12 protein-coding genes are annotated in these 13,811 nt (G+C 31.6%); all 12 read left to right on the top strand.

The window, feature by feature from the left end; genetic code table 11:
- The first annotated feature begins 451 nt into the window (after window positions 1–451).
- The 12 genes from TR13x_RS07060 to TR13x_RS07005 all read left to right on the top strand — a co-directional run bounded on the left by TR13x_RS07060 (window position 452) and on the right by TR13x_RS07005 (window position 13,705).
- Window positions 452–1,369 (top strand): ABC transporter permease, encoded by a 918-nt coding sequence (locus tag TR13x_RS07060; protein WP_054871216.1) that lies wholly within the window; start codon window positions 452–454, stop codon window positions 1,367–1,369.
- Window positions 1,370–1,387: 18 nt separating this feature from the next.
- A complete protein-coding gene (locus TR13x_RS07055; RefSeq protein WP_054871215.1) occupies window positions 1,388–2,311 on the top strand; it encodes an ABC transporter permease in 924 nt (307 codons plus the stop codon).
- Between the two features lie 14 nt (window positions 2,312–2,325).
- A complete protein-coding gene (locus TR13x_RS07050; RefSeq protein WP_054871214.1) occupies window positions 2,326–3,348 on the top strand; it encodes an ABC transporter ATP-binding protein in 1,023 nt (340 codons plus the stop codon).
- Window positions 3,349–3,350: 2 nt separating this feature from the next.
- Window positions 3,351–4,313: an ABC transporter ATP-binding protein gene (locus TR13x_RS07045; protein ID WP_054871213.1), complete on the top strand. Its 963-nt coding sequence runs from the start codon at window positions 3,351–3,353 to the stop codon at window positions 4,311–4,313.
- A 430-nt stretch (window positions 4,314–4,743) separates the two neighbouring features.
- Complete coding sequence (locus TR13x_RS07040; protein WP_054871212.1) at window positions 4,744–6,453, top strand: peptide ABC transporter substrate-binding protein; 1,710 nt, start codon at window positions 4,744–4,746, stop codon at window positions 6,451–6,453.
- A gap of 352 nt (window positions 6,454–6,805) precedes the next feature.
- Window positions 6,806–7,423: a hypothetical protein gene (locus tag TR13x_RS07035; protein WP_054871211.1), complete on the top strand. Its 618-nt coding sequence runs from the start codon at window positions 6,806–6,808 to the stop codon at window positions 7,421–7,423.
- Window positions 7,401–8,384: an AIR synthase family protein gene (locus TR13x_RS07030; RefSeq protein ID WP_054871210.1), complete on the top strand. Its 984-nt coding sequence runs from the start codon at window positions 7,401–7,403 to the stop codon at window positions 8,382–8,384. The genes TR13x_RS07035 and TR13x_RS07030 overlap by 23 nt, the downstream gene beginning before the upstream one ends.
- A 220-nt stretch (window positions 8,385–8,604) precedes the next feature.
- On the top strand, window positions 8,605–10,653 hold the full coding sequence (locus TR13x_RS07025) for an N-acetylmuramoyl-L-alanine amidase family protein (RefSeq protein ID WP_054871209.1): 2,049 nt from the start codon (window positions 8,605–8,607) through the stop codon (window positions 10,651–10,653).
- Between the two features lie 58 nt (window positions 10,654–10,711).
- Window positions 10,712–11,734, top strand: a complete 1,023-nt coding sequence (locus TR13x_RS07020) for a GerMN domain-containing protein (protein ID WP_054871208.1) — start codon at window positions 10,712–10,714, stop codon at window positions 11,732–11,734.
- A 114-nt stretch (window positions 11,735–11,848) separates the two neighbouring features.
- Window positions 11,849–12,625: a ribonuclease PH gene (rph, locus tag TR13x_RS07015; protein WP_054871207.1), complete on the top strand. Its 777-nt coding sequence runs from the start codon at window positions 11,849–11,851 to the stop codon at window positions 12,623–12,625.
- Window positions 12,612–13,220: an XTP/dITP diphosphatase gene (locus TR13x_RS07010; RefSeq protein WP_054871206.1), complete on the top strand. Its 609-nt coding sequence runs from the start codon at window positions 12,612–12,614 to the stop codon at window positions 13,218–13,220. Before rph ends, TR13x_RS07010 begins: the two co-directional genes overlap by 14 nt.
- 5 nt (window positions 13,221–13,225) lie before the next feature.
- The gene (locus tag TR13x_RS07005) at window positions 13,226–13,705 is read left to right on the top strand and encodes a metallophosphoesterase (protein ID WP_054871205.1); all 480 of its coding nucleotides are present in this window, start codon (window positions 13,226–13,228) and stop codon (window positions 13,703–13,705) included.
- Window positions 13,706–13,811: the final 106 nt, after the last annotated feature.

Below are 13,811 nucleotides of genomic sequence, written 5' to 3'. Positions count from 1 at the left end.
AACAGAATTTTGAATTATAATGGAAATAAAACGTCAGAAACTTTAGTATGATAAAGTAGTGAAGCTAGATACCAAACAATATAACTTCGCACCCAGTACCTAGCACCCAGTACCCAGTACCTAGCACCCAGTATTTAATACCCAATACCAAGTACCTAGAACCAAATATTACAATTTATTAATATTTTATTAAAACTTATTTAATTGCATAATAAAGCAGTATAAAGTATCATAAAATAGAAAAGTAAAAAATTTCAGACAATTTAAACAAGTCGCTCAATATGTAAAATTTTAAATTAATGAAATTTTAAACTATTTCACAATATATAAATATAAAAAGTAGCTATATATAAAATTTGCATAACTTGTTTTAAAGGGGGGAGTATAAAGTTTAGAGTTCTTTTTTCTATTTTAAGTATTTTACATTGCAAAAATTGATGGAGGTGTATTTATGTTTAAGTATACTCTAAAAAGGTTAGGAACTATGGTTCTAACATTATGGGTTGTAGTAACTATCACATTTTTCTTAATGCACGCTATTCCTGGAGATCCGTTCACTGACCAAAAAAGGATTCCAGCAGAGATTTTAGAAAATCTTAAAGCTAAATATGGATTAGACAAGCCGCTAGTTGTACAATATTTTACTTATCTAAAGAACTTATTAAGAGGCGATTTGGGTATGTCGCTAAAGTATAAGAATAGAACAGTTGCTAGTATGTTGAAGTCAGGATTCCCTGTTTCTGCTCAATTAGGTATAGCAGCAGGTTTGTTTGGAATCACCTTGGGTATATTCCTCGGAATTGTCGCGGCCCTCAACCATAAGGGATTCTTCGATTATTTCGTTATTTTATTAGCTATATTGGGAGTTTCAGTACCTAACTTCGTTTTCTCAGCATTATTCCAATATTGGTTCGGAGTTAAATTACAATGGTTCCCGGTTGCAAGATGGGGAACACCATATCATGTTATACTACCTGCTTGGGCATTAGGTATGAGAATGATTGCGTTCCAAGCTAGGATGATGAGAACAAGTATGCTTGACGTATTAAATCAAGACTATATTAAGACAGCTAAAGCAAAAGGATTATCAAAGTCTGTTGTTATTTGGAAACATGCTATAAGAAATGCTATATTACCAGTTGTTACAGTTTTAGGTCCAATCGTAGCTATGTTATTAACAGGTACATTCATTATAGAAAGAATATTCGGTATACCTGGATTAGGAAAATACTATATTCAAAGTATACAACAAAGAGACTATACATTGATTTTAGGTACAACAGTATTCTATTCAGCGGTATTGGTATTTATAATCTTCTTGGTTGATATCGCATATGGATTAATAGATCCAAGAATAAGATTAGACTAATAGAGAGGAGTTGGCAAAATGGCTCAAGTTCAACTGAACAAAGAAATGTTTAAAATAGTCGGAAAAGATATTGAGAAGTCACAAGAGTTAGTAAGACCAAGTTTAACCTATTGGCAAGATGCTTGGAGAAGACTTAAAGAGAACAAGCTAGCTATTGCTTCAATGATATTACTTGGATTATTAATAGTACTTTCTTTAGTAGGACCTTACATGCAACCTTATGATTTTGCTGAGCAAGATTTTACAAATATAAATAAGCCACCTTCAGCTGAACACTGGTTCGGAACTGATGCATTAGGTAGAGATATATTTGTAAGATCTTGGATGGGTGCGAGAGTATCCCTGTTCATTGGATTTATGACGGCTATATTGAACTTTACAATAGGTGTAATTTACGGAGGGGTTTCAGGTTATTTAGGTGGTAATGTAGATATAGTAATGATGCGTATTGTTGATATTATATTCTCAATTCCACAAATGCTATGGGTAATTCTTTTAATGGTTGTTATCGGTCAAGGACTTCATACTATAATCATAGCGTTTGCTATATCAGGTTGGGGTGGAATGGCCAGACTGGTTAGAGGTCAGGTACTTCAATTGAAAGAAATGGAATTCGTATTAGCAGCAAAAACTTTAGGTGCAGATGGTTGGAGAATTATAACTAGACACTTAATTCCAAACTCAATGGGACCAATTATTATATCAATAACATTTGCGGTTCCAGCAGCGATATTCTCAGAAGCGTTCTTAAGTTATATAGGTCTTGGACTTCCATTACCATTAGCAAGCTGGGGTACTCTAGCAGCAGATGGTAGTAAGGTGCTTTTAATACATCCATATCAGTTATTCTTCCCATCACTATTAATCAGTATAACAATGCTTGGTTTCAACTTGTTAGGTGATGGTTTAAGAGATGCACTAGATCCAAGACTTAGAAAGTAAAGGAGGCTAATAAAGTGGAAAATAGAGATAGATTATTGGAAGTAAAAGATTTACATGTTTCGTTTGATACTTATGCTGGAGAAGTTAAAGCTGTAAGAGGGGTAGACTTCCATGTAGATAAAGGAGAGACTCTAGCTATAGTTGGTGAGTCAGGATGTGGTAAATCAGTTACAGCTCAATCAATTATGAAACTTATACCAATGCCACCTGGAAGAATTAAAAAGGGTAGTGTTATATTTGATGGAAAAGATTTAGCTAAATTTACAGATAAACAAATGGAGTCAGTTCGTGGTCGTGAAATCAGTATGATTTTCCAAGATCCAATGACTTCACTTAACCCTACTATGAGAGTAGGAAAACAAATAATGGAAGGTCTAATTAAGCATCAAAGCATGAGTAAACAGGAAGCAAAAGAAAGAGCAATTGAGATGCTTAAATTAGTTGGTATACCTAATCCTGCTAAACGTGTTGAGCAATATCCACATGAATTTAGTGGTGGTATGAGACAAAGAGCTATGATAGCTATTGCATTAGCATGTAATCCTAAGCTGTTGATAGCTGATGAGCCTACAACTGCACTAGACGTTACAATTCAAGCACAGATATTAGACCTTATGAAGGAATTACAGAATAAGCTAGACACATCAATCATAATGATAACACACGACCTTGGTGTTGTTGCTAATATAGCTCATAGAATAGTTGTTATGTATGCTGGTAAAATTATAGAATCAGGTACTAGTGATGATATATTCTTTAATCCACAGCATCCTTATACTTGGGGATTATTACAATCAGTACCAAGATTAGACGCTGCCAACAAGGAAAGACTAGTGCCAATAGTAGGACAGCCACCAGATCTATTTAAGCCACCTGTAGGATGCCCATTTGCAGCTAGATGTGATTATGCTATGCCAGTATGTAAAGAATACTATCCAGAAAAGACTCAAATAAGTGAGAAACATCATGTACACTGCTGGCTACAGCATGAAATGGCACCAAAGGTAAAAAATCCTATTGTTGAAGGAAGGAGATAGATATGGCTGAAGAAAGAAAAACACTTATAGAAGTAAGAAACTTAAAAAAATACTTTAACGTAGGCAGGGGCTTAACATTAAAGGCTGTTGATGGTATTAGTTTTAAGATAAAAGAAGGTGAAACTTTAGGTCTTGTTGGAGAGTCAGGCTGTGGAAAATCAACAACAGGTAGAACAATCATAAGATTATATGATGCAACTGATGGAGATGTTATTTTTGAAGGAATGAATGTTCATAAGTTAAATAAAGAAGAATTAAAACATTTTACAAGAAAAGCTCAAATGATATTCCAAGACCCATATGCATCATTGAATCCAAGAATGACAGTTACTGATATTATCGGTGAAGGAATAGATATTCATGGATTATATACTGGGGAAGACAGACAAAAAAGAATATATGAATTATTAGAGTTAGTTGGATTAAACAGAGAGCATGCGAATAGATTCCCACATGAGTTTAGTGGTGGTCAGAGACAGCGTATAGGTATAGCTAGAGCTTTAGCTATAGAGCCTAAATTTATAGTTTGTGATGAGCCTATTTCAGCCCTAGATGTTTCTATTCAGGCTCAGGTTGTTAACTTATTAATGGAATTACAAGAGAAACTTGGCTTAACATATCTTTTCATAGCTCACGACTTGAGTATGGTTAAGCATATTTCTGATAGAATTGCAGTTATGTATTTAGGCTCAATTATGGAGTTAACAACTAGTAAAGAGTTATATGATAAACCTTTACATCCATATACTAAGGCTTTATTGTCAGCTGTGCCTATTCCAGACCCAGAAGTTGAAAGAAATAGAAAGAGAATTATTCTTGAAGGAGATGTACCAAGTCCAATTAATCCACCACCAGGATGTAAATTCCAGGCTAGATGTAAATTATGTAAAGACATATGTAAAGAACAGACTCCAGAATTAAGAGAAGTAAGTCCAGGACATTTTGTAGCATGCCATATGATTTAATAAGTTATATAATTTAATAAGTTGCCGGAGTCATTTGCTTCGGCATCTTATTCAATTTATAGACAAAATAAAGTGTAATGTATGTCTATGTACATGCATAAGTATATTAATAGTTAATGCTTGGAGAAAAAATATTAGCTTGACAATATGTTAAATTTTCTTTATACTTTAATTAAAATTGCTTAAACGATATTAAGAAAACGAAATAAAAAACTGATTTCACTTAGAGTTTTCGAAAATTTTAAACTAAACAAAAAATTTCAAAAAATATAAAGGACTTTTTAAGTTTGTATAGAATTTAATTATTTAGAATAAAATTTTAAATTTAAAAAAAATTCTCACTTAACGAGCTTAAGGGGGGTGAGTATTAACCTTAATAAGTTAGCAAAAAAATTATTATCCTTAATTAAAATTAAAGGGGGATTAGTTAATGAAAAGAAGTAAATGGCTTATATTAGCGCTAGTTTTTACTATGGTATTATCACTAGCATTAGCAGGATGTGGTAAGACTACTCCTGAACCAACACAAAAAGAAGATCAAACTAAGACTGAAGATCAAACTCAAACTGATACAGGAGAACCAAAATTAGCTAAAGAACAAGTATTAAGAATAAATCTTGGTACAGAACCACCTGATTTAGATCCACAAACTTCAACTGATACAGTTTCATTCGTATTATTAAATGCTACTTTAGAAGGTCTTGTAAGACTTAATCCAGATGGTAGCGTAGGTAAAGGTTTAGCTGAGAGCTGGACTGTAAGCGATGATGGTAAAACTTATACTTTCAAATTAAGAGATGCTAAATGGTCAGATGGAGACCCAATAACTGCTTATGATTTTGAATTTGCTTGGAAGAGAGCTATAGATCCAAAAACTGCTTCATCATATGCATATCAATTCTATGGAATTAAGAACGCATATGCATTCAATACAGGAGAAATAACTGATCCAAACGAAGTTGGAATCAAGGCTCTTGATGAAAAGACTTTACAAGTTGAATTAGAAAGACCAATGTCATATTTCTTAAGTTTAACTTCATTCATCACTTATCTACCAGCTAAAAAGGCTGCAATAGAGAAGTGGGGAGATGCTTACGCATCAGAAGCTGACAAGATGGTATTCAGTGGACCATTCATGATAACTGAATGGAACCATGAACAAAAAATAGTTCTTGAAAAGAACCCAACTTACTGGGATGCTGACAGTGTTAAACTTCAAAGAATCGAAGCTGACATGATTAACGATACAAATACTCCAATCAACCTATATGAAACTGGCGAATTAGATATGACTGGAGTACCTGCTGAATTCTTAGATAACTATAAAGATTCACCAGAATTCGGTAGAATGGCAGAAGCTGTTACATTCTACTTAGAGTTCAACTGCAAAGACAAATTCTTCAGCAATAAGAAAATAAGAAAAGCATTCTCACTAGCTATAAACAGAGATGCTTACGTAAATGGAGTTCTTGCTAACGGTTCAATTCCAGCTTATGGTTTCGTACCTGGTGGAATCCCAGGAAAAGCTGGTGGAGAATTCAGAAAGCAAAATGGAGATTTAATCTATGATGCTGGTACTAAAGGACAGGCAGCTATAGATGAAGCTAATAAGTTATTAGAAGAAGGATTAAAAGAAGTTGGAGCTACTAAGGAAGAGTTAGCTAAGAGTGTTAGCTATCTAACTGGAGATAGTGACTTAGCTAGAAAACTAGCTCAGGCATTACAACAAATGTGGAAAAACAACTTAGGTATTGAAGTACCTATCGAATCAGTATCATTCAAGATCCGTCTACAAAAAATGGATCAAGGCGACTACACTATAGTTGGTGCTGGTTGGGGTGCTGACTACAACGACCCAATGACTTTCATGGATATGTGGGTAACTGATGGTGGTAACAACGATGCATTCTGGAGCAACGCTAAGTACGATGAGCTAATCGAAAAGGCTGTTAACAGTACTGGCGACGAAAGAATGGAATATATGTTAGAAGCTGAAAAACTATTAATGGAAGAAATGCCTATATCACCAACTTACTTCAGAGCAAGAAACTTCTTACAAAAACCATATGTTAAAGGTATAGCAAGATTCCCAGTTGGTGTTTCTACTGAATACAAGTGGGCATACATCTTAGAGCACTAAGATATTAGGAATGGCGGCTTAGCCGCCATTCTTCTTTTTTTGTCTTAATTCATTTTTATTTTTAAAATAAGGACAGTTACTTTTAGAGCTTCCTGAATATGTTGTTACGTGAGTTAATGTACATATTCCATCAATTTGATATAAACAGTTATCTAAGCAATTAATAGTTATCCATATCACCCCCAAAATTTTTATCTAAGTATTATTTTCCCCTGATTTTTCATAGTTATTTAATTTAGCTAAGTTATGTGTTATATTAATAATTGGAAGTATAATATTTATCTATCTTCGAAAATAATATATAAGAGTAAAACAAAATTTTCGATTTAAATTTGTACAAGGAGATGGATAAATGATATTTGCAGACTATACAGATACGGGATTAGTTTATCACATTATACCCATTACAGATTTAAAAACAGTACTTAGTGAAGGAATTAAGTATGACGATAAAACAACTTATGTAACTAAATATTTAGAATTTCATAAGTTTATGGATGAATTTAGACCAGACAAATTGCCACAGTGGGTAGAAAGGAAAAAAGCTATTTTTGCAAGTTTAAATTTTGATAAAAATCACTGCTGGCATTCTCATACAGTCATATTAGGAATAAAAATAAATCAGGACAAATGTTGGATAGCAAATGAAAATTTAGCTAACTCAGTGTATGAGTCTTTTATACTTAAAGATATTCCAAATTTTAATTATGCAAAAATATTTTTAGAAAATAGAGGTAAAAAATTAATAAAAGATTATTGGAATACATCTTTAAGTTTTGTAGAAAATTTGAAAATAAGAAAGGATAAGACTGCTGGTTACGATGCTGAAGTATTGATATTTCACAACATTAGACCTGACGATATAGAAATTATTTCGATTATATCAGATCATAAAATTATGACTGCACAGGAATGGAATGAATACTTTAAAAGGGGCGGACAAAGTGATGAAAATTGGAAAGTTACCTAATGATTTATTGAAGAGCATTGTATTTTCAAATATAAAATACAAAAGAGATGAGGTTGTTACAAGGGCAGGTATTGGAGAAGATTGTGCTGTACTTAATTTAGGAGATGATTTATGTGTAGTATCAACAGATCCAATAACAGGAGCAAGTAAAAATTTAGGTAAGCTAGCAGTACATATTTCATGTAATGATGTGGCTTCAAATGGAGCAGAGCCAGTGGGCTTACTAATGACTATATTAGCTCCTAAAGGTACAGAAAAAGACGAGATAGAATTAATTATGAAAGAAGCAGGTTTAGTTGCAGAACAATTAAATGTAGAAATAATTGGTGGTCATACAGAGATTTCGAGTGCAGTTAATAAAATAGTTGTATCCACAACAGTAATAGGTAGACAAGCTAGAGAGTGTTTTGCAAATAAAGATTCTATCAAAATAGGTGATAAAATTTTATTAACAAAATATGCAGGATTAGAAGGTACAGCAATAATAGCATATGAATTAGAGAATAAATTAAAAGATAAATTAAGTCTTGAAACAATAGAAAAAGCTAAAGAATATATGGAAAAGATAAGTGTTGTAAAAGAAGGGCTTTTAGCAAGTAAAAAAGGAGCTTTATACATGCATGATGTAACTGAAGGTGGAGTACTTGGTGCAATATGGGAAATGGCAAATGCGATATCAAAAGGAGTAAAAGTATTTAAAGAAAATATACCTTTGACTAGTGAAACAAAGTCTATATGTAAGTTACTTAACATTGACCCTCTTAAGCTTATATCTAGTGGTAGTATGCTTATAATAGCACCTAAAGGAAAAGCAGATGAAATAATATCAGAGCTTATTAATAACAATATTAATGTAAGTTTAATTGGAGAAATTATAGAAAAGGGTATTTTAATAGAGGATGAAGGTTCTGTTAAAGAAATACTTCCACCTGAAAGTGATGAATTATATAAAGTTGTATAAAGCTACGCTGGTAGTTTGAGGTATGGTTATTTTTACAAACCATACCTTATTTTGCTTAATATTAAAATATTATTACAATATTGCAAGTTCCGTTGACATAAGATATTTGCAATGATATAAATAAAAATAAATGAGGAAGAAGTCGGATTTTGTCGGATTAAATTCATTGTATAATATATTTAGAAACGTATAATGTATTTAAAAACAAGGGGGACAAATGATGAAGAGATTAATTGCAACAATACTTATGATGATTATGTTTTTTCTATTAATTCCTGTATCTTATGCAAAACAAGGACCAGAATTAGTAGATGTAACAGTTGATGGAAAGGTTATTAAAGTGAAAAAGATAAATATCCTTATTAATGGCGAACCAATCCAATCTGATGTCCCACCTATTTTATATAATTCAAGAACATTAGTCCCAGTCAGATTTGTTGCCAACTACTTAAATGCTGATATTAGTTGGAATCAGGAAAAATATGAAGCTACTATAAAAACTCAAGAAAAAGAGATAATATTAAAAATAAATAGTTCAGATGTAATTATTAATGGGGAGGTTAAAAAATTACCTTATAATGTACCAGCGAAACTTATTAATGATAGAACGATGGTACCGTTAAGATTTGTGTCAGAAACTCTTGGATTTGATGTTGGTTGGATACCAGAAACTTGGACTGGAACAATAGATTATAAAAAGCAAGATGTAACCAATATAACCATAACCGAAAGTGAAGGTAATTTACCTAAGATTAAAATAGAAACTACAGGATTAGTTTCATATAAAGATATATTTTTAGAAGATCCTTACAGATTAGTAATAGATATACCTAGAAGCAATTTTAAAATAGAAAACAAGAAAATTATTGCTTCAAGAGGTATTTTAGAATTAGATACAAATAAGTATCCAATAAAAAAGATTAGAGCTTCTCAATTTTCAATAGATCCTGATATAACAAGAGTAGTTATAGAATTGGATAGATTTGTAAGTTACAATATTAACAGGTCTAAGGACAATAAACAAATTGAAATAGATTTTGTCAATAAAGTAAGTGATATAAAGCTAGAAACTATAGGAGATAAAAAAGGAGTTGTAATATATAACACAAATAGACCTGATTATAATATACTTAGACTTTATGAACCTGATAGAATAGTTATAGACCTTTTGGATTCACTGTTAGAAATGGATAATAATAAAATTGGAATAGAAACTGAATTTATAAAAGATATTAGGACATCACAATTCAAACCAGATTCGCTATATAATGAGCAGGATAAAATAGTTAGAGTTGTTTTAGATTTAAAAGAGAAAGATGTAAAACCTCACTTAACTACTCAAGTAGAAGATGATAAAATAATTTTATTCCTTGATGACAATGGGTTGAAAAATATAAATTTTGAAAAATTAGATGATGAAAGCCGATTATTGCAAATTAAAGCTAATAAAAGGATGAATTATTATATAAAATATGATGAAGATAGTAAATTAATGGAGATAAGATTTTTTAGAAAGTATGCTGATTTAGAAAATGGTATAATTGAGCTTAATGATGAACTTACAGACTATATTAAAGTTGAAAACATAGGTGACTATTATAAAATATTTGTAAAGTTTAAAAAAGACATTTCTTATACTGTATTGTCATCGGCTAAGGATGATACGATTAAGGTAAAAGTTTTGGACAAGATTAAGAAATATAGTGATAAATTAATAATAATTGATGCAGGACATGGTGGTAAAGATCCTGGAACTATTGGTCCTGTAACTAAGATGAAAGAAAAAGATATAGCATTAGATTATGCTTTAAGCTTAGAGAAAAAACTAAAGAAATTAGGTTTTAATACTTTATTAATCAGAAATAAGGATGAATATATAGATTTATATGATAGAGTGGATAAAGCTAATCGAAGCAATGGAGATGCGTTTATAAGTATACACTTTAATGCGCATGATGATGAAGATATATCTGGGATACAAACTTTGTATTGCCCTTCATATTTAAGTGATGTAAAAACTGTAGATAATTATCCCTTTGCAGAAACAATACATGAAGAAGTATTAAAGGCTACAGATGCATTAGATAGAGGAATTAAAAGAAGGCCTAAACTTGTAGTTGTAAGAGAAACAAAAATGGTAGCAGCATTATTAGAGTTAGGATTTGTAACTAACCCTTATGAGGAGAAAAAAATAGTTACAGAGGAATATAAGAACAAAGCTATTCAGGGTATAGTTAATGGAATTATCAGATATTTTGAAGCGAAATAATCATACTCCCTCTTTGTCAGTAATATATATTAGTAAGAATGGCAAAGGGGGAGTATTTATGTCTATAAAAAAAGTCGTAGTAATAATTTTAATTTTAGCTCTAAGTGTAAGTATTTATGGGTGTAAAGCAATTGATACGATGAAAAACTTGTTTACTGATGAGGAAGAAACAGATGTTGATATAGTTAGAAGTGATGAAGATAACTTAGAAGTATCGAGTGAAGTAGAATTAAGAGATACTGTTCTATATTTCCAAGATCAAAGTGGATACTTAATTCCAGTAAAGAGACAAATACCTTGGGAAGAAGGCATTGCTAAAGCAGCGTTGAGAAATATGATAGACAGTGTAGCTTTAAGAGAAGATATAGGGGTAATTGGTTTAGAGCCAATTATTCCAACAGGTACTCAAATTAGAGGTATGTCAATAGACAAAGAAACTGGTTTATGTAAAGTTGATTTTTCTAAAGAAATAATGAATTATAATTCTAAAACTGAAGAACAAAATCTTGTTAAAGGTATTGTATATACATTAACTGAATTTCCTACTATAAATAAAGTACAATTTATGATTGAAGGTAAGATAGTAGACAGTCTAAAATTTGGAACTAAAATTGGAAAGCCTTTAGTAAGAAAAGATATTAATCTTATTGATACAGCATCTAAAGGTGAATCAAGAGTAGTAGTTTATTTTAAAAATACTGCTAATGGTGAATATGAATATTATGTGCCTGTAACAGTACCTACTTCTGCACCACAAGCTAATATTTTAACAGCACTTCAAAAGCTTTTTGAAGGGCCTCCTGTAGACACTGCTTTATATAGTGACATACCTGATGGGGTTAAACTTCAAGGTGTAGAAATAAAAGAAGGTATAGCTTATGTAGATATATATGATGAAAACGATGCACAAGTGAAAGACCAAGCAGTATTTGATAAGATGGCTAAGAATATTGGGTTAACTTTAAGTGAATTTGAGGATATAATTGGTGTAGAAATTTTATTAGATGGTAAAACTTTAGAGGAAGCAGGGATTGAAGTTGAGCAGCCAGAAACTTTACCTGTATTTGCTAATGAATATTAAGCTACCAGTTTTCTGGTAGTTATTTTTTTTGTTGCTAATAACAAACATTATTGTTATCATAAAGTTATATATGGAAATAATATGATTATGTAAAAATAGATAGGAGAGATAGAGATGTTGAGATTAGACGGCAGAAAGAGAGATGAGTTAAGAAAAGTTAGGATTACTAGGAATTTTTTAAAACACCCACATGGATCAGTTTTAATAGAAATGGGAGATACTAAAGTTATATGTACAGCTATGGTGGATGATAGAGTTCCGCCATTTTTAAAAGGAACAGGTACGGGTTGGGTTACAGCTGAATATTCAATGTTACCTGGTTCTACAGAGACAAGAAAGGTTAGAGAATCAGTTAGAGGTAAGCTTGAAGGAAGGTCTCAAGAAATTCAAAGACTTATTGGAAGAGCATTAAGGTCAGTTGTGAAATTAGAAGATTTAGGTGAGAGAACCGTTTGGATAGATTGTGATGTAATACAGGCTGATGGAGGCACTAGAACTGCATCTATTACTGGTGCTTTTGTAGCATTAGTTGATGCATTATATAAATTATATGAGAGTGGAGATATTAGCTATTTACCAGTTAAACATTTTCTTTCTGCAGTAAGTGTAGGCATAGTTGAAGGGAATAGACTTTTAGACTTATGCTATACAGAGGATTCTAATGCTAAAGTTGATATGAATATTGTAATGACTGACAGTGGTGAATTTGTAGAAATTCAAGGGACTGGTGAAGAATCACCATTTAGCAGAGAAGATTTAAATGAACTACTTAGATTAGCGGAAAAGGGCAATAGAGAATTAATAGATATTCAGAAAGAGGCTCTTGGTGAAATAGGAGAGTTAGTCGGAAAAGAAAAGCAAGAAGGAGAAGTTAAAGATGAAAAAAACTAGATTAATAGTAGCTAGTGGTAATGTACATAAGATAGATGAGATAAAAAAGATATTGAAGGGGTTACCCTTAGAAATATTGTCAAAAGATGAAGTGGGATTAAAAGAGTTAGATGTTATAGAAGATGGAAAAACTCTAGAAGAAAATGCTATAAAAAAGGCAGTGGAAGTGTCAAAAAGAGTTGATGGAATTGTTATTGCAGATGATACAGGCTTGTTTGTTGATAAGCTTGAAGGTAGACCAGGTATATATTCTTCAAGATATGCTGGAGAAAGGGCTACTTATGAGGATAACAATAGAAAACTATTAAAAGAGTTAGAGGGAGTAAGACTTGAAGATAGAACTGCTAAATTTAAAACAGTTATAGCCATTGTAATGGAAGATAAAAGTTATAAAACTGTAGAAGGAGAATGTTTAGGGAAAATAGCTTTAGCTCCTAAAGGTGATGAGGGATTTGGCTATGATCCACTATTTATAGTGGATGGGTATAATAAGACATTTGCTGAATTAGGTGAGGATATAAAAAATAAAATAAGTCATAGGGCTAATGCATTAAAAAAATTACGTGTAGAATTAGAGAATTTACTAAAAGGATGATAGAAATGAAATTAATTGTATTAAGTGATACTCATGGCAATATAACTCCTATACTAAGAGAAATAAATAAAATAGGAAATGTAGATTTACTAATACATTTAGGTGATTATTCTAAAGATGTAGATAAACTAAGAGAAATGTTAAGAGTAGATATAGTAAATGTAAGAGGTAATTGTGACTTTTATGATTACAATACGAAAGAAGAGGAAATAATAAAAGTTAAAGGAAAGAAAATATTACTAACTCATGGGCATAGGTATAATGTTAAATTTGGCGTTAATAATCTGTATTATAGGAGTAAAGAACTAGGGGTGGATATAGCTTTATTTGGACATAGTCATGTTCCAATGTTACTTGAACATGATAGTATTTTATTCTTTAATCCAGGAAGTCCAACATATCCTAGAGGTGGAAATGGTAGAAGTTATGGGATTTTAGATATTGGCGATGAAGTTAAACCGATAATATGTAAGTTTAACCCATAAAATTCCATAAAAAAATTTTTTAAAATCTATTGACAAACCGTTAATACAGTAGTATAATTCTTTATTGTCAGCCGATGAAATGCGGGTGTAGCTCAGTGGTAGAGCC

The sequence above is a fragment of the Caloranaerobacter sp. TR13 genome (assembly GCF_001316435.1).
GTDB lineage: Bacteria > Bacillota > Clostridia > Tissierellales > Thermohalobacteraceae > Caloranaerobacter.
The sequence above is the reverse complement of the archived record's forward strand: the minus strand, read 5'-3'. Positions and strand labels throughout refer to the sequence as shown.

Bases quoted from the DNA above. Each gene is read 5' to 3' on its own strand.
- TR13x_RS07060 (WP_054871216.1), top strand. From the start codon at position 452: ATGTTTAAGTATACTCTAAAAAGGTTAGGAACTATGGTTCTAACATTA.
- TR13x_RS07055 (WP_054871215.1), top strand. From the start codon at position 1,388: ATGGCTCAAGTTCAACTGAACAAAGAAATGTTTAAAATAGTCGGAAAA.
- TR13x_RS07045 (WP_054871213.1), top strand. From the start codon at position 3,351: ATGGCTGAAGAAAGAAAAACACTTATAGAAGTAAGAAACTTAAAAAAA.
- TR13x_RS07040 (WP_054871212.1), top strand. From the start codon at position 4,744: ATGAAAAGAAGTAAATGGCTTATATTAGCGCTAGTTTTTACTATGGTA.
- TR13x_RS07035 (WP_054871211.1), top strand. From the start codon at position 6,806: ATGATATTTGCAGACTATACAGATACGGGATTAGTTTATCACATTATA.
- TR13x_RS07030 (WP_054871210.1), top strand. From the start codon at position 7,401: ATGAAAATTGGAAAGTTACCTAATGATTTATTGAAGAGCATTGTATTT.
- TR13x_RS07025 (WP_054871209.1), top strand. From the start codon at position 8,605: ATGAAGAGATTAATTGCAACAATACTTATGATGATTATGTTTTTTCTA.
- TR13x_RS07020 (WP_054871208.1), top strand. From the start codon at position 10,712: ATGTCTATAAAAAAAGTCGTAGTAATAATTTTAATTTTAGCTCTAAGT.
- rph (WP_054871207.1), top strand. From the start codon at position 11,849: ATGTTGAGATTAGACGGCAGAAAGAGAGATGAGTTAAGAAAAGTTAGG.
- TR13x_RS07010 (WP_054871206.1), top strand. From the start codon at position 12,612: ATGAAAAAAACTAGATTAATAGTAGCTAGTGGTAATGTACATAAGATA.
- TR13x_RS07005 (WP_054871205.1), top strand. From the start codon at position 13,226: ATGAAATTAATTGTATTAAGTGATACTCATGGCAATATAACTCCTATA.